This is a genomic window from Halomonas sp. (assembly GCF_052095695.1).
Taxonomy (GTDB): domain Bacteria; phylum Pseudomonadota; class Gammaproteobacteria; order Pseudomonadales; family Halomonadaceae; genus Vreelandella.
This window is the reverse complement of record NZ_JBQDLQ010000050.1, coordinates 1-25,748: the sequence shown is the minus strand read 5'-3', so window position 1 is coordinate 25,748 and position 25,748 is coordinate 1. Positions and strand designations below refer to the sequence as shown.

Here is a 25,748-nt window from a genome sequence, read left to right as displayed (position 1 = left end):
AACATCGAGGAGGGCTTAAAGCCGCAGGCGGCCGCCCATCAAGCCATGCGAGAGGTCTCCGGCCCTATCATCGCCGTTGGGCTGGTGTTGTGTGCGGTATTTATCCCCATGGCTTTTCTCTCGGGGGTCACTGGTCAATTCTATAGCCAGTTCGCGGTGACCATTGCCATCTCCACGGTCATCTCCACGATTAACTCGCTGACCCTTTCACCCGCGCTGGCGGCGATGCTGCTCAAACCGCATAACGCGCCTAAAGATCGACTCACCCGCGTGATCGATAAACTGTTCGGTTGGATTTTCCGTCCCTTCAACCGTTTCTTTAACGCAAGCTCCAACAAATATCAGGGCGGTGTGGCCCGTTCCTTGAAGCATCGTGGCGCGGTGTTTGTGATTTACGCGCTATTGCTGCTGGGCACTGGTGTCATGTTCAAGGCAGTGCCACCTGGCTTTATTCCGGTGCAGGACAAGCTTTACCTGATCGCGGGCGTCATTCTGCCGGAAGGCGCGTCTCTGGAGCGAACCGACCAGATGCTTGAAGATGTCGTGGATATTGCCATGGAGACTGAAGGCGTGGAGCACGCCATTGCCTTTCCTGGCTTGAATGCGCTGCAGTTCACGAACACCTCCAATACCGGGTTGGCCTTTCTCACCCTTAGCGCTTTTGGTGAGCGAAGCCTGAGCGCCGCAGAGATAAACGCCCGCATCAATCAGGGCATTAGTGGCTTGAAAGAGGGGTTTGCGTTCTCGTTTATGCCGCCGCCGATTCTCGGGTTGGGCAATGGGTCAGGCTTTCAACTGTTCATCGAGGATCGCGGTAATCTTGGCTATGGGGCATTGCAGGAGGCACTTAACCAACTTCAGGGCGCGATTGCACAAACGCCGGGCATGGGCTTTCCGATCAGCAGTTATCAATCCAACGTGCCGCAGCTGGATGCAGAGGTGGATCGGCTGAGGGCCAAGGCCCAGGGCGTACCCTTAACCGAACTGTTCGACACCCTACAAACCTATCTTGGATCGACCTATGTGAATGACTTCAACCGCTTTGGGCGCACTTGGCAGGTGATCGCCCAAGCGGATGCCCCTTATCGGACCAGTATTGAAGACATCGCCCGGCTGCGTACCCGTAATGACCAGGGGGAAATGGTACCCATCGGCACGATGGTGAACATCACGCAGACCTTCGGCCCGGATCCGGTGTTGCGCTACAACGGCTATCCAGCAGCAGACTTGGCCGGCGAATTTGACCCCCGCGTGCTCTCATCCACCCAGGCGATGGACGCTATCAATGCCTTGGCGGAAGAGGTGCTGCCGCCGGGCATGGCGCTGGAGTGGACCGACCTGAGCTACCAGCAGTCCACCCAGGGGAACGCCGCTTTGGTGGTTTTCCCGCTGTCGATTCTGCTGGTATTCCTGGTGTTGGCGGCCCTCTACGAGAGCTGGACGCTACCGCTGGCGGTGATTCTGATCGTGCCCATGTCGATGCTGGCAGCGTTGATCGGCGTCTGGTTTGGCGGGGGTGACAACAACATTTTCGTGCAGGTAGGGCTGGTGGTGCTGATTGGCTTGGCATGTAAAAACGCCATCCTGATTGTCGAGTTTGCTCGTGAGCTAGAACTAGAGGGCAAAGGTGTGGTGGACGCGGCGCTGGAAGCCTGCCGCTTGCGGCTGCGGCCCATTATCATGACCTCGATTGCCTTTACGGCGGCGGTGTTGCCTTCCGTGATTGCCACTGGCGCAGGGGCCGAGGTGCGGGCGGCGCTGGGCACGGCGGTGTTTGCGGGCATGATCGGTGTCACCCTGTTTGGCTTATTCCTCACGCCGGTGTTCTACGTGGCGCTGCGCAAGCTGGCTGGCCCGTTGCCCCGTCATCACGGCTCGACCCTGTCCACCGATGATAGCTCTGTTCAAGACAGCTCTGTTCAAGACAGCTCTGTTCAAGACAGCTCTGTTCAAGACAGTCCTGGACAAGATGGCTTGCCGGATTCAGGCCGAGCCTGAGACGCTGACGGCGAGGTGGGTAGGCCAACCACCTCGCCTGGCGAGTTTTTATCTGGCAAAAAGAAAGCATCAGGGCGTGCCGTTTCTACCATGCGCAAGGGCGCGTTTCATTTCGTAAGCGGCACCCATACATGCTCAACACCAATCGACAGCGCCACGGCGACCAACAACCCCCCCATCAGCCAGTTGAAGCCTTTCACGACCCGCGTGCTTTTAATCCGGTCCCCGACCAGACTGCCGATCACCACATAGCTGCCGGGGGCGCCCGCCGCCATGGCGGATAGCCCCAGCGCCCACACCACCAAGCTGACGCCCTGAATACCCGCCGCTGGAAACTGAAGGGTGGCAATGGGCAGAGTCGCGACAATGGCTTTCGGGTTGAGTAGTTGCATCACCAGCCCATCGCGAAAGCTCTGCAGGCGCGGTGCATGGTCAGGCTCACCCAAATCCGCGTTGGCGCGGGCAATTTTGACGGCCAGGTAAACAATGTAGCTACAGCCTAGCGCACTCACCATGATAAGGGCGCTGCCGCTGATCCAGGCAGCCCCCGCCCAGCCCAACACCAGCAAGTAAACAAGCATTGCCGTTCCCACACCCAGGCAAAACCCGACTGACTGTTTGGCCTGGCCATTGATGCCCACGTTCAGACCGATCAGATTGACAGGCCCAGGCGTGTACATGACGCCCAGGGCATAGGCGACGATTGCTAACATGGTGAAACCTCTATGTTTGGTAGGACTACCGCGCGATATCGCGCTGGTATTGGTGGGGCGTCATGCCATAGATACGCTTAAAGCGGCGATTGAAATGGCTAAGGTCGGCAAACCCAAAGCGCAAAGCGACCTCGGTTAACGAGGCGCCAACATCCAGGGCAGCGCGGGCCGCATTGATTCGGCAATTAATCACATATTGATGCGGCGTGATGCCGTACTGCTGCCGAAACAGGCGCAAGAAGTGGTACTTGGAAAGATGGGCTGCTTGGCTGATGTCATCAAGGGAGATATCCCTATCCAGGTGAGCGTGAATATACGCTTTTGCCAAGCCGAGCAGTGCATCGGGCCGTGTGGTCACTTGGCTTGGCGGCGCAACGCCACCGAGTTGCACGGTTCGCTCGATTACCCGATAAAGCGCATTCTCCTGATCGATACAGCTACCGACCTGAGAGGTAACCAGGCGCGCCAATGCCAGAATGGCGTTGCGCAACTGAGCATCTTGAATCAGCGTGCTACGTGAACGAAAACTCGCCGTTTGTGAGTGGCCCAGGGCTTCCGCAAACTGCGCGTTGACCTGCTCAGGGTGTACATACACCATCAGATAATCCAGCGCGTGCTCGCCGCCGGGTTCGCCATCGTGGACTTGTTCTGGATTGAACAGAATAACGTTGCCGGGAGAGCTGCGGTGAAACCGCCCGCCGCTGAAGAAATCCTGACGCCCCGCCAAGGTTACCCCAAAGGCATACTCCTCGTGGGCATGGCGGTCGTAGCTGAAATCCTCAATGGCCGCGTGAAGCACCGTCAGTGTTGGCACATGCTGGCTCTTGATGAATTGAAACCGGCTTGCGTTACTCATGCCGCCCCTCCTGATTAGTCACAGCACTAGCTTAAGCCAGCCCCGCCTCCTATTGCTTGTACATAATTGCTAATTGAGTGTAAGAATAAGCGCTCAGTGTCAGGTTAGTGGCCAGAGAGATTATGATGGCGGCTAGCTAAACTCGCGAGCCTTTGAGGTGGTGCAAAACTGGCGTGATAACCTTGTGGTGATATGTGAACAGAAGGGAGGAGGACGTGCACCAATTAGCAGCCCAATGGATAGTGGGATTACTGAGAGACAGAAATATCCCTTTTCAAATCTGCGGAGGGCTCGCAGCAAAGGGGTATGGCGCTGACCGTGAACTGAACGATATTGATCTGTTTGTCCCCAGCGAGCATTTTGCGGCGGTGGTGCAGGCTGGACAGGCGTACATATCCAAGCCTGCGACGCACTACTGCGAAGAGGGCTGGGATTTAACGTACGTCCAGTTCATGTATGAGGGCGTTAAGGTGGAAGTTGGCAACGCTGATGGGGCGCAAATTTTCGATGCGGCCAGCCAGGCCTGGGTGCCGCTCAATATAGATTTTGCCCGCTATGAAACCGTCAATTTACTGGGCCTGGCGCTCCCTTTGATATTGAGTGAAGACTTAATTCGTTATAAGTCAGTGCTCTCACGGCCAGTCGATATCGACGATATTCATGCTATGCGTGAACGTTCAGGATAATAGTCCGCTTCAGACGCTCCGCTTTAACCTAACAGCCAGCCAATGAGAGCCCACTAATGCACTACCGCACCATGACCATCAACGACTATGACACTGCCATTGCCCTATGGAGCGAGAGTGAAGGCGTGAGGATTCGTGACGCTGATTCACGCCAAGGCATCGAGAAATACCTGCTGCGCAACCCCGGCCTGAGCTTTGTGGCAGAAGTAGAAGGGGAGCTGGTAGGAACGATTATGGCGGGCCACGATGGCAAGCGTGGCTATGTCCAGCACTTGTCGGTATCGGGCGTGCATCGCCGGTTAGGCATTGCCACGCGGCTGGTAGGCCTCTGCCTGGAAGCACTGAAGCATGAAGGCATCCTGAAATCGCACCTGATGATTCTGCCTGAGAACGAAGCCGCCCAGCAGTTCTGGGCTAATCAAGGCTGGGCCTACCGATCTGATATTTTGCTCTATTCGTTCGTTAATGGGGATAACCACAACGTTTAACCAAGCAGATTGTAGAACCTCAACTGCTTTCCAAAATCACAAAATACTATCAACGGCCAGTACTGTTGATTAGCCACATTTCAGAAACGATTGGCTGGAAAGCCTATGGCAATAGCGGTATCTGGAATTCAACAGGTGAGCTAATATTAGTTGCTAGCGCCACCCGGCCCAGTATAGTGCTGTGTAGATTTCAGCAAGGCTTTGTGAGTGGGTGGATTAAAGTGTAAGAGGGCGAGTTGAAGTGCCAGATCAATAAGGAAGTTACATGTTTCCCTTAGACGTTTTTGTTACCTATACACTAGCATGTTTGCTACTGGTGATCGCTCCAGGGCCCGATAATCTGTTGGCGATAGGACGTGGTTTGAGCCAGGGTAGGATAGCGGCAACGGTATCTGGCTTATCGTCGGGAGCTGGGATTTTATTTCACGTACTAGCCGCCACGTTTGGTCTTACACTTTTAATTCAAACGTCTGAGTTGGCCTTTTATATCGTTAAGTTTGTAGGGGCAGGGTATCTCATTTGGTTAGGCATTAAAGTCCTGCGTTCAAGAAGCCTATTCTCTTTAGAGCCAGTGAAAAAACAATCTTTAAAAACCATTTTCTCCACAGGGTTTCTCTCAGCCGCGCTGAACCCAAAGCCAGGCATGTTTGTCCTTGCCTTCGTGCCCCAATTTGTTAGCCCACACCATGGCTCCGTCACAGTTCAAATGATTGGTTATGGCGTCTGGTTTGCATTTTTAACAGCAGTAGGCTTTAGCCTTATGGGGATATTTTCTTCCCAATTAGCGCAATGGCTGAAAAATAAGCCCAAACTTGTCTCGGGCTTGAATATCGGGGCTGGCATTACGTTTGTATCATCCGGCTTGGCTGTCGCATTTATGAAACAGCGATGAGCAAGGGACTCTGTTGACGCCACATTATCCTTACTCACAGTAGGATGTATCGTGATCGTTATATATGAAAGTAAACGGACCCATTGTTTTATCCCAGTGAGTGCGGGGAGTGCTTGTTTTTCTGGGGGCAATGCTGGCCTAAAGCGTTATTTACATTAATATGATGCAGGGGCGTTGACTGTTCACGTTACTATTGTCGTCACTTGCTACTGCTGAAAAGAGAACTGTCAAAGCAAGTAGAGCGGCATGTAACTTCGGTTATACACTTGTGTTTTTTTAGTCTGTTTGTACCATGGCAGGTTTTCACATTTTAATCATAGGTATCTGTGCGATGAACCATTGATGCTGCCGTTTTTTATGACGGCCAGTCTCCACCAGCCCCCAGAAGCAGGGGGAGTTCTTGGCATCTTTGGAATCAAGCATGACAACTACCTATCTCACCTTGAAGGGTGTCTCCTACGTTTTGTCGGATGGCAGAACGCTTTTCACAGACCTACACGAGCAGTTCGACAGCCGCCCAACCGGGCTGGTTGGGCGAAATGGTGTCGGTAAAACCGTATTAACTAACATCCTTGCGGGCTTGTTGCCTCCCACTACTGGGCAATGCCAGCGACAAGGCAGCGCTCATTACGTTGCCCAACAAGTGGCGCAGCCGGAGGGCGCTTCTGTTGCAGAGCTTGCAGGCGTGCAAACGATACTGGATGCGTTGGCACGAATTGAGGCAGGCAGTGCAGCCCTAGAAGATTTTGATGCGGTCAATGATCGTTGGGACATACATCAGCGATTCCGTCATGAACTTGACCATATTGGCTTGGGTGGCCTTGAGGCCAGTACTCCAGCGGGTAAATTGAGCGGCGGCGAGGCCATGCGGGTTACCTTAATGGGGGCGATGCTCTCACAAGCTGACTTCCTAGTGCTTGATGAGCCAAGCAACCATCTCGACCGACCAAACCGTCAGGCGCTTATCGAACAGTTACAGCAGTGGTCGCGTGGATTGATTGTGGTCAGTCATGACCGACAGTTACTCGAATCCATGGAGCGTATTGTCGAGTTGTCTGCCTTAGAGCTGAATAGCTACAGCGGTAACTACTCGTTCTACGGCCAAGCAAAAGCACATGAACAGCAAAACGCTGTTGATCAACTCAGTCAGCGTAAGCTTGAACGCCAACGCGAAGAACGCGCGATGCGAAAGCAGCGTGAGCGTCAGGAGAAACGTCAGGCACGCAGCAATCGCCAGGGAAAGGTGGCTAACCAAGCCAAGATACTGCTGGATCGCCAGAAAGAGCGCAGCGAAGCCTCATCAGGTGCGCTGAGCCAACAGCAGGCGGCCAGCCGTGATCAACTTAACCAGCGCGTACGGGAAGCGGCGAAACAGGTTGAAGACGAAGCACACATCTCCCTGCATCAGATACCTGTTAATCAGGCCGCCAAGCGCTGTGTGGCAGAATTGGAGAGGGTTGAGCTACCGTTCGTCGTGGGAGCCAATCGTCACATTAGTCTACTGCTGAGAGGGCCGCAGCGCATCGGTATCGTCGGCCCCAACGGCTGTGGTAAATCCACGCTGCTCCGCGTGCTAGCGGGCCAGATTGAGCCATTATCCGGAACCTGCAAGGTAACCTCTAAAAGCGCCTATCTTGATCAGCGGTTAGTGACTCTTGAGCCGGAAAAGAGCGTGCTCGAACAGCTGCAACTGGCTAACCGATCAACGACGGAGGGGGAGCTGCGCATGCTACTCGCCCAGCTGGGCCTAGACGCGCAGAAAATTACCACACCCAGCGGACTGTTAAGTGGAGGTGAGCGCCTGAAAGGAGCACTGGCCTCTATCCTCTACGCCGGTTCGCCCCCGCCACTATTGCTGCTTGACGAGCCAAATAACCACCTCGACCTGCCATCCGCACGGGCACTGGAAACCCTACTGCGTAGATACCATGGCACGTTAGTGGTGGTATCCCACGACGATGCCTTTCTGGAAAACCTAGCCCTGACAGACCGCCTGACTGCAACCGAACAAGGGTGGCAGTGGGAGCCTCAATCCAGCTGAGCTTCTATCGAGGACTTGTCGATCACCGACCAGACGTTCTGAATCTTATTATCACGGAATAGGTAGAACGCGTTCTCACAAAACGTCACTTTTTTGCCATCCACCGCAAGGCCGAGAAAGCTACCTTTGGGGGTTACATTGAATCGCAGTCTGCACGCGACATGGGGTGAATCAACGGCCAAAAGTTCAATGTTAAAGTGAAGATCAGGTATCTGCTCGTAATCGGCTTCCAGCATGGCGCGATAACCATCAAGCCCCAGGTGCCTGCCGTTGTGGAGGACATCGTCATACACGAACTGGCCAAGGTTCATCCAGTCCTGATTATTGAGGCAGGTGATGTAATCACGGTAGGTCACTTCCAGGTCGCGTTTGTTCATTTTGGTTCTCCTTTCCTGGGTAGGCGTGAGGCATTCGCCAAGGATACATAGGCTCAGTATCATAAGCAGCCTAAACCCAGTCACAGAAGTCATCTTTCATGTCGTGCCCACCCTGCCCCAATTGCCAATCCGAATTCGTCTATCAGGATCAACGCCTGTTCATCTGCCCCGAATGCGCCCACGAATGGAACCCTTCTGAAACTGAGGCGGAAGATGCCTTAACGGTAAAAGATGCCCACGGCACTCTGTTAGCGGAAGGCGACAAGGTAACGATGATCAAAGACCTCAAGGTCAAAGGCAGCTCACTGGTACTCAAGGTGGGCACCAAAGCTGTGATCAAGCGTCTCAAGGACAGCAAGGATCACCAACTGGACTGTAAGGTTGACGGCGTCGGCGACATGATGGTAACTGCCCATTTTGTGAAGAAGGCCTGACGGTGGAAAGTGGCTGTGAGGCACACGGTGGGAGCAGGCTTTAGCCCGCGGTCGCGCTAGCCGATGCCAGTGAGAGAAACCATAATAAGGACGGGCGGTGAGGGCAAGGCACGGCAATATCACTGAAAAAGGAGCGGGATCGAGTTTATGGGATCTAAATGAGCGCTTTGTTGGATGCGCGTAGGTGATACTGCCCAGTCATGGTGGACAGCGCTGCTTTAGCGCTTAAGGCGCCTGCGTTTTGTGTAAGCGCCAGCTGTGATCGAGCAGCGACTGCACTTAAGAACGCATTTGCCGACTGGCACCCGGCGGCTGGCCGGTGACGCGCTTAAAAGCACGACTGAATGCCGCTTGGGAGGTATAGCCGAGTCGCTGGGCGACAACATCGATGGGCACTCTTTCGTGTGTTAGCCATTGACTGGCAAGACGCATCCGCAGCTCCGTGGCATAGCGCAGTGGCGGCATACCGATGGTGGTTTGAAAGCGTTGTGCAAAGACGGAGCGAGAGACATGAGACTCCGCCGCCAACTCTGCAACAGTCCATTCACGGCCAGGCTGGCGGTGCAGCGCCAGTATTGCGCGCGCGAGACGCGGATCACGCAATGCGGCAACCAGACCAGAGGCGTTTTCACAGCCGGACTCGATCCAGCCACGTACAATCATCGCGGCCGCCACCTCCGCGAGCCGCGCCAGAATACCTGCAAAGCCGATACGACCGGCGCAGATTTCGCGTTTCATTGAATCGAGAATAGGCAGCAAGCCAGGGTAGCGATCCGCTTGCGTGTCAGCCACCATGAAGATTGGCATCAATTTACCCAGCGCCTGCATTCCGCCAAGATCGAACTCCATGCAGCCGTAGAAGATAACGGTACTCGGCGTAGGGTGCGTACTGGGACAGGTATTGACCCCGCTAACCGCTTCGCCCAGGGGCGCGGCATCGAATGTGTCGATGCTCTGAAATGACGTTTCCGCATCCGATAGAAGCTGATGCTTTCCACCTTGAGGTATAAACACAGCGCTGCCCGCGGTCAGCTCATGCAACTCACCATCACCCGTACGCAAGAAGGCAGTACCAACAGCCTGGAAATGGAAGTAGGCGTATCCTGGCTTTTCTTCGAAGCCTAGGCCGAAAGCTGGGCCTGTCTGAATGCGACGGTATTGGACGCCACGCAGGCGCATACCGGTCAGCAGTTCGCTGATCAGATCAGACGATAGGGCAAATGGGTCTTTCTCTGTCATGTTAGGTGTTTCAGTCAAAAAGTTGAGGCTTATGATCATAGATCATCCTGAATTTGAACTCTAGACTTCTGGCTACCACTATTTCCTTTCCTAGAGATTTTTCGAGATGACCAATGATGTGTGTGATACCGGGCAAACGCCCAATGCTAGTGATGCGTCTGCTTTAGAGCCTGCGGCACCCGCGTGGATGGCCGTGTTTTCACTGGCAATGGGGGTATTTGGATTACTGACGGCGGAGTACCTGCCCGCTAGCCTGTTGACGCCGATGGCCGCCGACCTGGGCATATCGGAGGGACTGGCGGGTCAGGCCGTGACGGTAACGGCAGTGGCAGCCTTGTTCGCCGGGCTGTTGGTGCCAGCATTGACAAGTAGGCTTGATCGGCGCGTCGTCTTGTTGGCTTTCACCGTGATGATGATCGTTTCCAATCTGCTGGTGGCGTTGTCCTCCAGCCTGACCGTATTGCTAGCAATGCGCATTCTACTGGGCATTGCGTTAGGCGGTTTTTGGAGCATGGCGGCAGCCGTGGCTATGCGGCTGGTGCCAGCACATTTGGTGCCGCGTGCACTCTCCATAATATTCAGCGGCATCGCTATCGGGACGGTGGTTTCTGTGCCGTTGGGCAGCTACTTGGGAGGGTTATATGGCTGGCGCAGTGCATTTATAGCCGCAGCGGCGGTTGGAGGGCTAACACTTGTCTTCCAGTGGTTCACGCTGCCCCGTATGGCACCACGCAAGATGATGCACACGGCATCGGTTCTGGAATTGCTTCGTCGCCCGGGGATAGGGGTAGGGATGATGGGCTGCGTACTCGCCCATACGGGCCAATTTGCATTGTTCACCTATATTCGCCCTGCGCTTGAAAGCGTCACCGATATTGATGTTGACGGTCTGTCTCTGCTGCTCTTGGGTTTCGGTGTCGCCAATTTCATCGGTACGCTGCTGGCCGGCTGGATGATGGAGCGTAGCCTGCGCGCTACGTTGGTGCTCATGCCTGTGCTTGTGGGCTTGGCGGCCTTCGGGATGATCTGGCTACCCGTCAATGGAACAGGGCTGATGCTTTTAGTGGCCCTGTGGGGCTTGGCCTTCGGCGGCGTGCCTGTTGCCTGGTCAAACTGGGTAGCCCGTGCCGTCCCTGATCAAGCCGAGACAGCGGGGGGAATGGTGGTTGCTGCGGTGCAATCTTCAATCGCTACCGGTGCCGCATTGGGTGGCATTGTGTTCGGTTTTAATGGGATCACTGGCGTTTTTATGACGGCTGGCGCGGTGATGCTACTCGCTGCACTCGTGATCTTTCTGCGCGTTCGCGTCGAGCTGCCGCAGCATGGTGCGAACGCAGGCGTCGGAATAAATGTTTGAATGACTTTTTAGCCTAGGTTTGCTCCGGGTTGTGTCTAGGCACGACGGGCACCACCCGGAGCAATGCATTTAAGAAAGCGGAAGACGCCATGGCTGTAAAAGATGCGAACGGCACCCTGTTAGCGGAAGGCGACAAGGTAACGATGATCAAAGGCCTCAAGGTCAAAGGCAGCTCACTGGTACTCAAGGTGGGCACCAAAGCTGTGATCAAGCGGCTCAAGGACAGCAAGGATCTCCAACTGGACTGCAAGGTCGACGGCGTCGGCGACATGATGGTGACCGCTCATTTTGTGAAGAAGGCCTGAATAAGCCCCGGCCTTCTTTGATCCACCTCACGACGCGGTAAGCTGAGGCTCATCCACCACCACCGCGTCATACAACGTTTCAGCGAAGCTTGCCAGGGCGGGTGTCCAGGTTTCCGGTTCGGGGGCGACAAAATAGGTATCGACATTGGCGATGGACGTGGGCAGTTCCAGCGTATGAATCCTGAACCGGTGCTGGTGGGCATCGACGATCCCACGGGGTAGCACCGTGTAACCCATCCCGGCAGAAACGCAGCCGAGCATCGCGTCCAGAGAACCGAACTCGAAGATCCTTCCCGCATTGACTTCCTGGGAAGCCAGCAATAGCTCGATACGCTGTCGGTAGCTGCACCCCTGGCGAAACGCCAAAAAGGCAGACGTCAGCAGTTCTTCAGAAGACGGCATCGTCGACATAGGCTGTGAACCGACCAGCACCAACTGCTCGCTAAACGCTTTGAGCAAGTGGTAGCGGCCATGCTCAAGCCGCCCAGCCACAAACACGCAGTCCACATGCCCAGCCATTAATAACTCTACCAGCTCAGCCGTGGGCCCGGTCTTAATCTGGATATCAACCTCAGGCTGCGCTGTGTGGTACGCCGCCAGTATCGGCGGAAGGCGCAACGCCGTCGTGGTCTCCATGGCACCGATGCGCAGCCGCCCGCACGCGCTCTCCTGACCTTTGAACAGTGACACAGCCTCGTCGTGAGCCGTCAGCATTCGCTCGGCGTATTCCACCAGCGCCAACCCCGCACTCGTAGGGCGAACGCGCCCCGCACGGTGAATCAGCTGTACGCCTAACTCCTTCTCGAGTTTTTTAATGTGGGTGGTCACATTGGATTGCACCGTATTCAGCCGTTTGGCCGCTGCCCCAAAACTGCCGGTTTCGGCCACAGCCATGAGCAGCCGCAGCGATTTAAGTTGCACGCGTCATCTCCCAGTCAGATTATCTATAAACAAGATAGTAACGATCAAAACTAATCGTTTCTAGAAATAATGAATCACGCGTAGTCTGAGGGTGTAATAACGCGCTGCCCACCTTGCCCGAATGAAGGGCGGCACGAAAAGGACACCTTATGATGAAGCGAACACTCACTGCTCAAGACCTACCCGCCCTAATCACCGGGATAATGGCGACCTTGGCGGGAATTGGCATTGCGCGCTTTGCCTATACGCCGCTATTGCCCGCGATCATTCAGCAAGGGTGGTTCACCGCCAGCCAAGGCGCCTACTTGGGGGCCGCCAACCTGCTGGGCTACTTTATCGGCGCACTCGCCGCCCACTCGCTGAGTGAGCGCTTTTCTCCTCGCATGGTAATGGCCGCAAGCTTCGCAGGTATCGCGCTCAGTTTTGTGCTCTGCGCCGGGGCGGGCGGTTTCCTTTGGTTTTTCTTCTGGAGACTAATCTCCGGCATTGCCGGGGCCATTTTAATGGTCGTTGGCCCCTCGCTGGCGCTAGCGGCCACGCCACCTGAAAGGCGAACGCGTGTCGGTGCCATGGTGTTTACCGGTATTGGCTTTGGCGCACTGCTTTCGGCCTTTATCGTACCGTTACTGCTTGGGTTAAGCCTGACAGTCACCTGGGGCACGCTGGGGCTGCTGTGTATTGCCGCTGGCCTATTGTGCGACTGGGGAGTAGCGCACTTAGCTTCACCGATCACGGCTAGCCCAAGGGGTAATAGCCCCTCAGGGGTTACGGATGTAAAGATAATTGTGCTGCTGGTGATGGGCGCTTACGCCCTGGATGCGATTGGCTTTGTGCCGCATACCGTGTTCTGGGTGGACTATCTCGCCAGGGAAAACGCCCTGGGTAATCAAGCGGCTTCCCTGCAGTGGGGTATCTTCGGGTTGGGTGCCTTGTGTGGGCCGTTCATGGTCGGTGCACTGGCGCATCGAGTGGGTTGGCAGGGTGGCTTGATGATCGCCTTTGCGGCGAAGGCTGCTGCCGTCTTGCTGCCGGTGTTCTCGCTTGCACTGCTCAGCCAGTCGGTTTCCTCATTCATGGTGGGGGCGATGATCCCCGGCATTGTTGCTCTCACCTCGGGCCGCCTTGCCGAATTAGTAGGGCCAACCGCCCACAAGAAGCTCTGGGGGCAAGCCACCGCCGCCTTTGCTGCCGCCCAGGCGATGGCAGGCTATGCCATGTCGGCGCTTTATGGCACCTGGGGCAGTTACACGCCACTGTTTGCCATCAGCGGCCTTACCCTCGTCGCGGGATTATTGCTGGTGCTGCTTAGCCGAGGCGTACAGCAGCGCCAAACGCATCTTTCTGCTCAGCAACTCACAAAGCACGCTACACAGCACTCTTCAAAGCACTTTACACACCACGGGAGGCAATAATGGAACTCTACCTAAACGCAACCTCGCCCTATGCGCGTCTGGTGCGCATCGTGTTAATGGAAAAAGGCCTAATGGACGCCGTGACGCTGAAGTGGTGCGACCCCTGGGCAGACGATGCCGATCTCTTAAAGGCTAACCCCGCCGGGCGCATTCCCGCGCTGGTAACGGAAGAGGGCACCCGGCTTAGCGAATCAATGCTGATTGCCGTTTACTTGGATAGCGTTAGCCCCAACCCACCCATGCTGCCCGCAGCCAGCCTAGGGGATGTACTGCACCTGGCGGGGTTGGGCCAAAACCTGATGGATGCCGCGTTCAACACCGTGATTGCCAGGAAGCATTACGGCAACGAGATAGATGACAGCGAGCTGGGGCAGCGGCGTTCGCGGGCGATTCAGCGGCTGTTGAAACAGCTGAACAGCGAGCTTGGCGAAAAACAGCAGGCCTCAACCATTAACCTGGGCGAAATCGCTATTGCCGTGTCGCTGGATTATCTCGCCTTCAGGCTGCCAGAGGTGAACTGGGAAGAAGACTACCCGCAGCTTCAGGCTTGGCATGCTGGCGTGACTGCACGTGCAAGTTTTCAGCAGACTGCGTTCGTTTAGCAGAGCCGACACTAACACCTTCGCAATCTTTATTACTTTACTACTCGTTTGGCACCGCCCACACCATTGATGAGCCACTGCTACTTGGCGCTCCAACAAAACGCCAGCACAAGGGGTCTAAAACAGTATGAGCGAACTGCTGCATCTCATCAAAAGCCTTTACCAACAGGTAATGGACATAGTCACGTGATGGGTATGATGTGGCCTGATGGCTGGTTGATGTGTCACCTTAAAAGCGGTCTTGCTACTTTTAAAAAACCGAAAAATAAAGAATTTAGATGGGTTTTAGTATGACAACCTTACCTACATTTGATACTGCTCGCCTTACGGTGACGCCGCGGACACTCGCAGATCTCACCGCCTGCTTAGCGATGGATCGCGATCCCGAGGTGACGAAATTCATTACAGGTCCATGGTCTGATCCAGATCGTCATGAGGCATTCGTAAGGGAGCGGATCGAAACCGACTTCGGAGAGGGACTCGGCTACTGGTCCGTGTTCTCACGCAAGCCTCCAGATCATTTTCTCGGATGGGTTCTCTTAATCCCATATGATGGTGTCGGTCCTGAAATAGAAATCGGTTGGCGGTTCAATCGAGATGCTTGGGGAAAAGGCTTCGCAACAGAGGCGGCCAGGCCCGTGTTGGAACATGCGCTTAAAACACTGGCGCTTCAGCGTGTCGTAGCCGATATTGATCCTGAGAACCTGGGATCGATTCAGGTAGCCATGAAGATTGGAATGAGGGAAGAGGGCATGAATGAATATGATGGCGTTCCACGAAGATCATTTGTGGCGAAACTGTGAATGCCATAGGTCTTATTACGCCAGTTTACTGTTTTCATTAATATAATGGCGGCCTTAAGGCACAGTGGGAGGCGGCTTTAGCCCGCGACCATTCCAGCAGCCAGCTAAGCGATTAAAAATGACAACCAACACAGCTACCCCCATCACCATTGCACTCGCCCAACTGCCCGTCAGCAAAGCGGCGGTAGACGAAAACCTACAAACGCACCTAGCATACATAGAACGTGCTGCCGCGTCGGGTGCCAATGTGGTGGCCTTTCCTGAACTCTCGCTCACTGGCTACGAGCTGGCGCTACTCAGCCAACTGGCCATGCCCCGTCACGATAAAACCTTTGCCACGCTCACCGCCGCTGCCGTAGCCACCAACACGGTGGTGATTGCAGGCTGCCCTCTGCAAAACCCCAACGGCAAACCCTACATCGCAGCGGTGATCTGCTTCCCCAACGGTGAACACACCTTCTACCTGAAACAGCACCTTCACGAAGGGGAGGATGTTTATTGCGCCCCCGGCCACAAAAGCGGCCTTATCAACGTGAATGGCACCCGCATTGCCCTGGCCGTTTGCGCCGACTTCACCCACTCCAGACACGCCGCTACCGCCGCTGCCCAACAAGCGGACGTTTACCTAGCCAGCGCACTTATCTCCCCAGGCGGTTACGCCCAAGATGCCGAGATGCTCGCCGCCATTGCCCAATGCCACCAACTGCCGGTCCTGCTCGCCAACCACATTTCCACTACGGGCGGATGGCAAACCTGCGGCAACAGCGGCGGCTGGAACGCAGCAGGCGAGCTAAACGTGAAAGCTAATGGCACGCTGCCTAGTTTAGTGCTGTGTCATGTTAACCAAGGTGCCATAAGCAGCAGCATGGAAGTGATGACTGACCTAGGTCACGAAGAGTCCACTATCGACTAAAAACTAAGTATTCAAAGTAGGCTTAATCTAAATGAACTGCTAGGCTCGAAGTATTAGAGCGAAAAACGCCGCAGGGATAATACGATGCAGAATGCCCGCATAACGCTTCACCCAACCAAGCAGCGCATGCAAGTGCAGCTTGATGGCATTCTGCTAGCCGACTCCACCAATACGCTTGAACTTCGCGAACACGGCTACTCGCCACGATACTACTTCCCACGTGAAGACGTGCGGCTGGACTTACTCACCGTTTCAGAAACGTCCACTTATTGTCCCTTTAAAGGGCGTGCGGTGTATTTCTCCCTTGGTGAGACCCGGGATATCGCTTGGAGTTATGAGGAGCCTGTTGAGGGTATGGAGGCTATAGCGGGTAGAGTGGTGTTTTATGAAGAAGCGTGCGGATGACTCTTTTCGGCCCTAAGCAGTAATTTTTAGAGATGCAGCAGGAGCGCGAATTTTGGCTATACGGCCTAATAGAAATTAATAGCCAAAAGAATCATAGGATTGGGGGGATCTGGCAGGATGCATTTGCCTGAAAAAACTCCCAACACGTTCATTCAATCATAAAAAGCGCCGTCTAATACGCTGTTATACGTCAATCCCGCTTTGAAGTATTAACTAAAATATGGATATAAAATATGAATAGGTTTTCCCAAAAAGAAAGGGTCGTATCACTAGGGATAGACCTTTTACTACTTTTAGTTATATGTTTTTTTGCATTTGGGAGCTTTTATCCACCTGTTGGAGATAGCGGTTTCTGGTTTTATACTGCTTTATTAAGTGTTCTTGTTGGTTCAAAAATTGTCACCCCATTTTACGTTAAACCTGTTGATGCAATTTCATATGCAGTTCCTGCATTTGTATCATTAATGCTTGTAAATAACTGGGGTGCATGGCCTATAGAAACGAAATTTTCTTTTTTCGTAGTTTCTGCTTTGTCCGCAACAGTTTTTGTCAGTGCTTTACTAGCCATTATTTTTAACAACTGGGGAAATGAAAGATTACAAGAAGTTTCAAATAAAATTCGAATATTTCTTGAAGTGTTCGCTAAGCCTCAAGTCATCTATACTCCGATAATAATTTTTGCAATGTATGCCTATCACATAGGCGCACCTAACGAACTAATATTAATATCTATTGCAATAATACTTACTGTCGCTATGTCGACAGGTGATGTAGTAGTTAAAACATTCAACAGACTCAGAAAAATAACCAAGATTGGGCTGCGCGTGGTTGATTTTGCAGAAATTGCTGCTTATCAGCAGCCAAATATAATTCTTCTTCGTCAAGTTAAAGGTAGTGATTTACCACTAAAGAAGATCGTTTACGTCAAAGATAAGCACTTCAACTCTAAATTAGTACTTACGCTTGATTTAGTTGGCCGAGATAATGGTGTCCTAATCCGATCAGTTGAAATTGCAAGCCTTCCATCGAGTCGTTACAAAGAACTTGAATCCATTGTATCAAATGATAGGGCAGCCCTAATTGAAGATAGCTACCTTCAAGAGATTTGTGTTAAAGAAAATATAGATTTAGAGGAAGTTGGTCATGTGGTTGGAATTGTTGCACCTGATTCCTCAATTGAGAGGCTTTTTTTTGAGGTTGTTGACAACATTAATGTGGAGGAGGGTCGACTTGTTACTGTCACCGTTCAAAATCAAAAAATTCTTTATCAAATTGTTGGGGGCTTGACTAAGGAAGAGGTTGTTCACCAAAAGAATACTTATGGTTATTTACGTGCTCAAGCTCAACAGGTGGGGATTTGGAACGAAGAGCGTAGAAAGTTGACTCAATTTAGTTGGCTGCCTAACATTAATGAACCAGTATATCTTGAAGCTCAAGAAAAATATGTTATTGAACCCGACACTATAGGCCACTTTCCGAATAGCAATTACCAAGTGAAAATTGGAAATATCAATCATCTAGTAACCCATAACACAGCGATCCTTGGAATACTCGGTGTAGGTAAGTCTATGCTCGCCATAGAGTTGCTAGAAAGAATGATGTCAGAAGGTATAAAAGTCGTATGTCTCGATCTAACAGATCAATACTCAATAGAATTATCTGATTACTATAATGCTCCTTATGAAGAGGCATGTCTTACCAGACTAAGAACAGCTACCGAGCAGGATCGGGATGCATGGCAGGAAAATCCGGAGCAAGGTGGTAGTTTACCTAATCTAAAGAATGCATTTTTTGAAGATTTAAATGGGTTCATTAACAATACAGATGGGCACGTCCTGAAAATATATAACCCCTCAGAGTTTGTTGCTACTCGTCAGGATCGTGCTCCAGGAAGTTTTCAGCTAACACCAGGTAATTGGCAGCGCGGTGCACCTTTATTTAGTGTTACACCTGTAGAAATTACAAAAATCGTATCGGAGACCGTTCTTGAAATTTTATCTGCCGAAATGTCAGACAGTGCCAAGGTTTGCTTAGTTTATGAAGAAGCTCACTCTCTGGTTCCTGAATGGAATTCTGTTGTCGCAGAAGGTGACAAGCACGCTACTAGCGGAACAGCGAGAGCTATTTTGCAAGGCAGGAAGTTTGGGTTAGGTTGCCTCCTCATTACTCAAAGAACAGCTAATGTTACGAAAACTATTCTCAATCAATGCAATACCATATTTGCTATGCGCACGTTTGATGATACTGGTAAGGACTTTCTAGGTAACTATATTGGTCGAGATTATGCTCAATCGTTATCTTCAGTGAAGGAACGTCATGCAGTGTTTTTTGGGAGAGGTTCTAGTTGTGAAAACCCAGTTTTGATGAAAGTGAACGATAGGGATGAGTTCCGAAGAATATACAGAGAAGCACATCGCCCCCCTGTATTTCCTCAGCCAGAAGCAGCGCTTCCCGTAGCGGAGGAACAACAGACAGCCACTGAGTTTGATGATGAAATTCCGTTTTGAAGCAACGTGTAACAAGTCAAAGCACCCAGACTTGGTAATGCTGTCACCTTTTTTGCTTCAAAAAAGCAGCCAATTTCACTAAGCCGGTGTTTGGGGCTTTATATCAGAGACGACTAAAAGGCAGTTTCTGGCCATTGAGATGCAAAAATTAGTAAGCATAGGTGGTTTATGAAGGCAATTAATTCAAAAAGTAAAAGTCGCATTAGTAATTATAAGTCTCGATTTGGCCCTGATGGTCTTCATCTCTTTAATCGAGAAACCGGAACAAATATTCTTATTGATGAAGTCGAAATTCCAGTTGGTCGCTGGTCAATGGCCCCCCGCCAAGTGTCTATAGCTTTAACAAATACGTGTGATCTCTTATGTTCTCATTGTTATGCCCCTAAGAACAAAGCTAAGCTTGATTTTAACTTACTTACCAGTTGGCTCCGTACTCTTGATCTAAACGGCTGCATGGGAGTTGGTTTTGGTGGAGGAGAGCCGACTTTATACCCAAGGTTTACTGGGCTTTGCAAATTTTCGGCAAAGGAAACAGGCCTTGCAGTAACGATGACAACTCATGGGCATAGGCTAGATGAAAACCTTCTTAAGAAAATATCCGGAAGGATGCATTTTGTGCGGGTGAGTATGGATGGTGTTGGAGCTACATACGAAAGCATTCGTAATCGTTCTTTTGACGGCCTAATAAATAAAATTAAGCTCCTAAAAGGCGTATCCCCTTTCGGAATAAACTTTGTTGTTAACACAGCAACAATAAAAGAACTGGATGAAGCTGCGCAAATTGCTGATAACCTCGGCGCATCGGAGCTTCTCTTGCTTCCTGAGGTATCTGTTGGTAAAGGCGTTGGTATTAATAAAGACACAGAAATTGATATGCAGAAGTGGATACAGGGTTACAAAGGAAGAGTAAGGTTGGCTATTAGCGAAACACATATTGCGGGTGTCCCTGTGTGCGAACCTTTTGAAAAAGAAACAGGGCTGAGTGCATACGTGCATATTGATGCAAGCAGCAGGCTTAGAAGAAATTCATTTGGCCAAGATGGGGTTTTAATTGAAGGGGATAACATCATGGATGCTTTGCAAGTGTTAAGAGAAAAAAATGAAGGAGGTATAATATGAAAGTCTGGAATGGATACGGGTCAGAGCATTCGATGAATCTTGTAATGATTGGGCAATTTGAAAGTATTGAAGGGGCTGAAAAAGCTAAAGATTTAATAGAAACTGTTACTGAACAAATTTATGATAAGGTTGATTGCGGTGACAATAGGCCCAAAAGGTTTTCTGATGAAGTTATGGATGTTTTTCGAGAAAATAACCTCTACATTTTTGGGCCTGAAGAATTAGAGCAATTTCGATATGAGCACTCGTTAGATATTGAAGGAGATAAGTTGGTTTTAAAAACAGAAGAAAGCGATATATCGGTATTTTTGAAGCTTCTTATTCATCAAGGTGCAAAGGTACAAGTATATAGTGCCCATGACCATCCGGATGAAGAATATGGAAGAGGAAGATAGCTGTGTCTCTAGATTGGTTTTCATTTGAAAAGCTTCCGGGCGATTCTCGAATTAATTTTGAAAATTTATGCCGTGGTATAGCTCGTGCACATTGGGCTCAATATGGCCAATTTATCGCTTTAAAAAATCAACCCGGCGTAGAGTTTCATCTCAATTTAAATCAGACCTGTCCGGCTTTAGGGGACGCTTCTCGCTGGTATGGCTGGCAGTGTAAGAAATTTGATCTAACAAATTCAGGGAGCTTAACGTCGGCCAGCAGAAGCAAAATTACAGACTCCTTGGACAAAACTGTAAAATACCTTCCACATCTGACTGATTGGGTACTATGGACACCTTATACGCTGAGTAAATCAGACCAAACATGGTTTAAAGACTTGGAATCGAAGCACCCCTATTCTCTCCATTTATGGGCCGATGAAGAAATAGAGAACAATCTGGCTGGCCCGGCTCTGATGCTAAGAGGTACTTATTTTGGAGAACTGGTTATTACTCCAGGTGATTTAAAGTTAAGGCATCATGAATCTATAGCTCCAATAAAAGATAGATGGATTAATCCCGTCCACCAAGAAACAGATGTTGAAAGAACAATAAGACGTATGCTGGGGGAACCAAATTACTGGCAGGATATGGTTGAGCTGGGTCAAGGGCTATCCTCAGCGGCCTCTACTATTGAAGCTTGGAAAAGCATAGATCCGAAGCTTACTAAACTTCAAACGCCATTTTTTAAAGCTTGTTCATCATTCTCTGAAATGCTCCTTCAATTTCATGAAATATTATCAGAAGGTGATATAGATATAATTCAGCAATGGCTTTCAAATCGAAAGTCGTTAATTGATTCAGATGTGGTTTCTTTTCCGAGGTCACTGCGGAAACAGAATATAGCTATAGCATTAGATGCCGCTAATGCACTTGATGATATGCGTGTCGCGCAAAGTCTATTTGATGAGGTTAAAGAGTATTTAGATGCCGGTATGGTCGCGGTTCTTGCTGATGCGGGGGGAGGAAAAACGCATATGGCGGCAGAGCTAAGTTCTGCGCAAGAAAATAGACCTGCGGGCATTTTGTTACATGGGCGAAATTTTCATCGAGGACAGGATCAAAACGATTTAGCTCGCCAGTTTTTAGTCAATGGAACTCCATTGGATAGTATGGAGAAGATGCTTGCATCTCTTGACGCAGCAGCAAAAAGGGCAGGATGTATTTTACCTTTAGTGATTGATGGATTAAATGAGGCGGAAAACCCCAAAGAGTGGAAGGATCTCCTCTCTTATATCCAAACTGTAGTCAAGAATTACCCTAATGTTTTGGTTGTATGTACTTTACGGACAGGAGAGCATAAAAGACCTTACTGGTCAGTTGATGAAACAGAGACCAGAGAAACTTTTGCCGTGCAGTCATTGCCGGAAGATATTTGGAAGTTTGAATGTGAAGGCTTTGGCGAAAATGTATATGATGCGATTAAGAAGTACTTTGAGTACTATAAAATTGATTGCGAAAGCGGTGTGGAGATACCGACCGGCTTTTTAAATCACCCTCTTAATTTAAGAATTTTCTGTGATGTTATAAACCCTAAGCGTGATCATGTTGTCGAGATAAATTATTTTCCGGCATCTCTTGCCCACTTGTTTGACGAACTTCTCCAAAACACCTGTAACCGTATCGCAACGATGAAGAACTTTAGCTATTCTTCTCAGGATCTTAAAAAAGCCGTATATCAACTCGGAATTTCTCTGTGGGAGAGTAAAGACAGGGAAATTGATGACGCAACCTACAGAGATCTGATAAATGATAGCGGACGCAACTGGAATGAGAGCGTTATAAATTTATTTGCCCAAGAAGGCATCATATTTAGAAACCCTGCGCAAGAACTAGGAAAATACGTTATCACGCCTGTTTATGATGCCTTAGGAGGGCACATCATCGCTGATGCATTGCTGAAAAAACACGCGCAGGACAGAAGCTTTGAATGGTTCAACACTCCCTCCGTAATGTCTGCATTTGGTGGAGAAAACAGCCACTCTCTCGCCTACGATACATTTAAGTCATTAGTTGCGTTGGTGCCTAGCAGAATGTACGGCGAGCAACTATGGAAGAATGTTCCAGAACCTTATAAGCAGAGAGCTCTGCTTCATGCGGCAGAGTTGAATGCGGAACACCTAGACGATGGCACTGTAAGCGAACTGGCTTCCCTTATAAACAACAAATCTGAAAAAGTACTTAAAATATTTTCAAGACTTTGGCTTACGAAAGGAGTTCTAAAACACCCTCTAAATGCTGATTTTTTAGATTTTGTTTTGTCTAAAATGTCAGTAGATGAGAGAGATCTTAGCTGGACAGAATGGGTCCGCAATGAACAAGGTAGAGATAAAAAATGCCTTATCCCTGAGTTATCTTTGCTTGAAGATAAATGGAAAGAGGACACGACTTTTCGTTCTGATTCAGATCGCTTAAGAGCAAGGGCTATTAAATGGTTGCTTACTAGCACAGACCACCCACTTCGTAACACTGCAACAAAAGCTTTGTATTGGTATGGACGGGGTGATCCAGAATTCTTGTTTAACGAAACAATCAAATCATTTGAAACTAATGACCCTTACGTCCCGGAGCGCATGTTAGCAGCGAGTTATGGCGTTGGAATGTCTCTGAGTACACAACTTCCTAATGATCCCTTGTTTACTAGCGGTGTTTTGTTAAAGTTTGCAGGGCGTATCTTTGAGGCAATGTTTAAAGACGATGCTAAACATTATACTGCACATCAGCATATGCGTGACTTTTCATCAAGGATTATAGAGCTAGCCCAGCATCACAACCCTAACTTCTTTTCTGATAGCGATATAAAAAAAACAGTGCCTCCGTTTTCTCCTGATAGAGGCGAAAATTGGGGTGAGAGTTACTTGGGAGAGGATGCTGGCATATCAAACCGCATTGGCAAAGCTTCTAAATCCATTTTAGGCAGAAATTTTCACCGTAAACTTAATGAGCTATTGCCTAAGAAGTGGAAAGATAAGGCTATGGAAAAAAGAATTAGCCTTAGAAAGCAATCGCCATTCCTTATGGATTTTGAGAATTACACAATTGGTGGATTGGTGCCTGAGCGCGGAAATTATGACTATGACCATAAAGAATATCAGAAGGTACGTGCACAGTTACAATGGCGAGTAGAGCAACTTGGATGGTCACACGAAAAATTTGAAAAGGTAGAGGAGTCTATACAAAACTGGCAGGGGTATGAGCGCAGGTCAAATGAGAAACTAAAGACAGATCGCTATAGCAAGAAATATTCTTGGATCGCTTACTATGAGATGTATGGCCTTCTCAAGGATAGAGGAATATTGGATAAATATGATTGGAGGAGGTCTGATACGCAAAATATAGACCCCAGTTTTTCTGAGCCTATGCCTTTGCAAACCTTGATAGATACAAATTTCTTGGGAGATGATAATACAGTTACATCGAATTGGATAAAAGACGGTAATCTTCCTGAGATCGAGCCATATTTACAGCTACAAAATGTGGGCGAAGAAGCAGGGCCATGGGTAGCACTGGATGGATATGTAAGCCAAGAAAATAAGGACTTAAAAAGAGAGGCGTTCTTATTTGTTCGGAGTTACCTTGTACCTACAAAAGAAAAAGATGAAATTCTGGATTTTCTCAACAAACAAGACATTAGTGGAAGCTGGCTTCCTGATAAGGTAGATTGCTCACAGACTTTTTTTGCCGAAGTTCCTTGGAGCTCTGCCTTCCCTGAGATTAGCACCTGCGACTTGTCTTTCGTGATCGGAGAGAATGTGGTTACTCGAGAAAGGCCGAAATTTGAAGTCGTTAGAAATAAGCAAACCATTTCAATTATTACCCATCATGAAATGGAAAAGTATGAAGAAGTGGAAAGAGAATATAAAACCTTTGAAGCCATTATGCCTGTTTGTAGCTTAAGGCAAGATGTTACTGATGGTGAAGTTGGAAGTGTATCTTCTTTAACTAATAAATTAACAGCCGATATGGAGTTAATTGGACAGCCGCAGTCGTTTGATTTGTATACTAAAGGCGGGGTAAAGGCTAACCATTACTTTTCTCACAAAGGGAAGAGGTATAATGATAGGCATTCTATGTATTATCTAAGAAAGGACCTCTTAGATGATTTCATGCAAAAAAACGAGGTTTCGTTAATCTGGATCATATGGGGAGAAAGAAACTATTCGTCTGCTTGGCTACACGTACCGGACGATAGTGGGCCCTCTCCTAGTTATGCAGCTTTTAGTTTCACAAAAGTTTACCAAGCAGGTTAATGAGCAGTTGGGAACAGAATTTCCGCTTCTGGCCGAAAACCGACAACACCAGCAATGGTAATGTCGGTTTTGATTACAACCTCCCCATCCCACTTACCCTAATAACTTCCCTAGTCACCGCATCATTCAATATCCTGCGCTTGGCTTCAATCAGTGTGAGCCAATCGCGGGCGCGGGTGATGCCGGTGTAGATCAGTTCGCGGGTGAGGGTTGGGTTGGGCGTTTGCGGTAGCAGTAGGGCGGTGTGCTGAAACTCGGAGCCTTGGGATTTGTGTACCGTCATCGCGAACACGGTTTCTACCGCGTGTAGGCGGGAAGGTAGCACCCAGTGAATCGGGTTTTCCGGGTCACTGGTCGGAAAGGCTACGCGTAAAAGTGTCCTGCTGGGAGTGCGGGGATCAGGCACTGCCATTGTGATGCCGATATCGCCGTTCATCAGTTTCAGGCTGTAGTCGTTTTGGGTGACCAGTACCGGGCGGCCTTCAAACCAGCCTTTCTCTAGCGTGTGGTCGTTGCCGAACAGCAGCTTTTCGCGGCGCAATGTTTTGGCGATGCGCAGGTTTAACCCTTCTACCCCCCAGGGGCCTTTGCGCAGCGCGCACAGTAGCTGAAAGCGGCTGTAGGCGTTAAGTACTTGTTTTGCCCAGGCATCGTAAACTTTGCTGTTCTCTTCAAACGGCAGGGCCGTATCAGGCCGTTCACTCGCTAAGGTGTTTAGGTAGTAACGGTAGCCGGTAGGCGGCGTAATGGGTTCGCCCTTGTGGTTGGTGCGGTTTTCACCTGCGCTGGTAAAACGCTCCGGACTGCCGGTGATTACCAGGCGCTCCAGAGCGCTGTCTTCGTTTTGTGCATCAGGCTTCAATACCAAATGGTGCAGGTCGGCATAGCCGTTATTCAGCACGCCATGTACGGCTTGGTGCTTTTCCCGTTCACCCAGTTCATCGCTTAGCGGCTGGTTAATCGCCTGGGCGAGCTGGCCGATGCCGCTTGTTTCAGTAA

The 25,748-nt window shown here is 50.3% G+C and carries 22 protein-coding genes and 1 pseudogene; 17 read left to right on the top strand and 6 right to left on the bottom strand.

All coding sequences use genetic code 11. The features are described from left to right. Positions 1-1,998 (top strand): efflux RND transporter permease subunit (locus tag ACTH5D_RS11345; RefSeq protein ID WP_441671280.1); only part of this gene is annotated, 1,998 nt, incomplete at its 5' end. A 107-nt stretch (positions 1,999-2,105) separates the two neighbouring features. Here the strand turns inward: ACTH5D_RS11345 and ACTH5D_RS11340 are convergent. Next, positions 2,106-2,711, bottom strand: a complete 606-nt coding sequence (locus ACTH5D_RS11340; RefSeq protein ID WP_441671278.1) for a LysE family translocator — start codon at positions 2,709-2,711, stop codon at positions 2,106-2,108. 25 nt (positions 2,712-2,736) lie between these two features. Next, positions 2,737-3,567, bottom strand: coding sequence for an AraC family transcriptional regulator (locus tag ACTH5D_RS11335; protein ID WP_441671276.1), 831 nt, complete (start codon positions 3,565-3,567; stop codon positions 2,737-2,739). Between the two features lie 215 nt (positions 3,568-3,782). Here ACTH5D_RS11335 and ACTH5D_RS11330 point away from each other — a divergent pair, with 215 nt between their 5' ends. From ACTH5D_RS11330 to ACTH5D_RS11315, 4 genes are all read left to right on the top strand, one after another. Next, positions 3,783-4,253: a hypothetical protein gene (locus ACTH5D_RS11330; protein WP_441671274.1), complete on the top strand. Its 471-nt coding sequence runs from the start codon at positions 3,783-3,785 to the stop codon at positions 4,251-4,253. A 56-nt stretch (positions 4,254-4,309) separates the two neighbouring features. Beyond that, a complete protein-coding gene (locus ACTH5D_RS11325) occupies positions 4,310-4,741 on the top strand; it encodes a GNAT family N-acetyltransferase (RefSeq protein WP_441671272.1) in 432 nt (143 codons plus the stop codon). A gap of 265 nt (positions 4,742-5,006) precedes the next feature. Further along, on the top strand, positions 5,007-5,633 hold the full coding sequence (locus tag ACTH5D_RS11320; protein ID WP_441671270.1) for a LysE family translocator: 627 nt from the start codon (positions 5,007-5,009) through the stop codon (positions 5,631-5,633). Between the two features lie 421 nt (positions 5,634-6,054). Then, positions 6,055-7,674, top strand: coding sequence for an ABC-F family ATP-binding cassette domain-containing protein (locus ACTH5D_RS11315; protein ID WP_441671268.1), 1,620 nt, complete (start codon positions 6,055-6,057; stop codon positions 7,672-7,674). Here ACTH5D_RS11315 and ACTH5D_RS11310 read toward each other — a convergent pair. Beyond that, positions 7,662-8,051, bottom strand: a complete 390-nt coding sequence (locus tag ACTH5D_RS11310) for an ester cyclase (RefSeq protein WP_441671266.1) — start codon at positions 8,049-8,051, stop codon at positions 7,662-7,664. The genes ACTH5D_RS11315 and ACTH5D_RS11310 overlap by 13 nt on opposite strands. A 98-nt stretch (positions 8,052-8,149) precedes the next feature. Between ACTH5D_RS11310 and ACTH5D_RS11305 the strand changes: the two genes are divergently transcribed. Next, a complete protein-coding gene (locus tag ACTH5D_RS11305) occupies positions 8,150-8,485 on the top strand; it encodes a zinc ribbon domain-containing protein YjdM (protein WP_441671264.1) in 336 nt (111 codons plus the stop codon). Positions 8,486-8,764: 279 nt separating this feature from the next. Here the strand turns inward: ACTH5D_RS11305 and ACTH5D_RS11300 are convergent, their stop codons facing one another. Beyond that, positions 8,765-9,763 carry an AraC family transcriptional regulator gene (locus ACTH5D_RS11300; RefSeq protein WP_441671262.1) on the bottom strand — a complete coding sequence of 333 codons (999 nt, stop codon included), beginning with the start codon at positions 9,761-9,763 and terminating at the stop codon, positions 8,765-8,767. Positions 9,764-9,830: 67 nt separating this feature from the next. Between ACTH5D_RS11300 and ACTH5D_RS11295 the strand changes: the two genes are divergently transcribed. Then, positions 9,831-11,081, top strand: coding sequence for an MFS transporter (locus ACTH5D_RS11295; RefSeq protein WP_441671260.1), 1,251 nt, complete (start codon positions 9,831-9,833; stop codon positions 11,079-11,081). A 77-nt stretch (positions 11,082-11,158) separates the two neighbouring features. Continuing rightward, positions 11,159-11,386: pseudogene (locus ACTH5D_RS11290) on the top strand (alkylphosphonate utilization protein); the annotation flags it as partial. 27 nt (positions 11,387-11,413) lie between these two features. Here ACTH5D_RS11290 and ACTH5D_RS11285 read toward each other — a convergent pair. Next, positions 11,414-12,307 carry a LysR family transcriptional regulator gene (locus ACTH5D_RS11285; RefSeq protein WP_441671258.1) on the bottom strand — a complete coding sequence of 298 codons (894 nt, stop codon included), beginning with the start codon at positions 12,305-12,307 and terminating at the stop codon, positions 11,414-11,416. Between the two features lie 149 nt (positions 12,308-12,456). Here ACTH5D_RS11285 and ACTH5D_RS11280 point away from each other — a divergent pair, with 149 nt between their 5' ends. From ACTH5D_RS11280 to ACTH5D_RS11240, 9 genes are all read left to right on the top strand, one after another. Further along, on the top strand, positions 12,457-13,719 hold the full coding sequence (locus ACTH5D_RS11280) for a YbfB/YjiJ family MFS transporter (protein WP_441671256.1): 1,263 nt from the start codon (positions 12,457-12,459) through the stop codon (positions 13,717-13,719). Beyond that, entirely contained in the window at positions 13,719-14,321 is a 603-nt protein-coding gene (locus ACTH5D_RS11275; RefSeq protein WP_441671254.1) for a glutathione S-transferase family protein, read from the top strand. Before ACTH5D_RS11280 ends, ACTH5D_RS11275 begins: the two co-directional genes overlap by 1 nt. Positions 14,322-14,599: 278 nt before the next feature. Continuing rightward, on the top strand, positions 14,600-15,124 hold the full coding sequence (locus tag ACTH5D_RS11270) for a GNAT family N-acetyltransferase (RefSeq protein ID WP_441671252.1): 525 nt from the start codon (positions 14,600-14,602) through the stop codon (positions 15,122-15,124). Positions 15,125-15,242: 118 nt separating this feature from the next. Beyond that, positions 15,243-16,037, top strand: coding sequence for a carbon-nitrogen hydrolase family protein (locus tag ACTH5D_RS11265; RefSeq protein WP_441671250.1), 795 nt, complete (start codon positions 15,243-15,245; stop codon positions 16,035-16,037). An 84-nt stretch (positions 16,038-16,121) separates the two neighbouring features. After that, a complete protein-coding gene (locus ACTH5D_RS11260) occupies positions 16,122-16,442 on the top strand; it encodes a DUF427 domain-containing protein (protein ID WP_441671248.1) in 321 nt (106 codons plus the stop codon). 233 nt (positions 16,443-16,675) lie between these two features. Further along, on the top strand, positions 16,676-18,949 hold the full coding sequence (locus ACTH5D_RS11255; RefSeq protein WP_441671246.1) for an ATP-binding protein: 2,274 nt from the start codon (positions 16,676-16,678) through the stop codon (positions 18,947-18,949). A gap of 168 nt (positions 18,950-19,117) precedes the next feature. Further along, positions 19,118-20,068, top strand: a complete 951-nt coding sequence (locus ACTH5D_RS11250) for a radical SAM protein (protein WP_441671244.1) — start codon at positions 19,118-19,120, stop codon at positions 20,066-20,068. After that, complete coding sequence (locus tag ACTH5D_RS11245; protein WP_441671242.1) at positions 20,065-20,463, top strand: DUF6375 family protein; 399 nt, start codon at positions 20,065-20,067, stop codon at positions 20,461-20,463. Before ACTH5D_RS11250 ends, ACTH5D_RS11245 begins: the two co-directional genes overlap by 4 nt. Positions 20,464-20,465: 2 nt before the next feature. Beyond that, the gene (locus ACTH5D_RS11240; protein WP_441671240.1) at positions 20,466-24,749 is read left to right on the top strand and encodes a hypothetical protein; all 4,284 of its coding nucleotides are present in this window, start codon (positions 20,466-20,468) and stop codon (positions 24,747-24,749) included. 73 nt (positions 24,750-24,822) lie between these two features. On the opposite strand, the gene ACTH5D_RS11235 is transcribed toward ACTH5D_RS11240, so the two are convergent. Beyond that, the coding region (locus ACTH5D_RS11235; protein ID WP_441671238.1) for an ATP-binding domain-containing protein at positions 24,823-25,748 on the bottom strand (926 nt) is incomplete at its 5' end.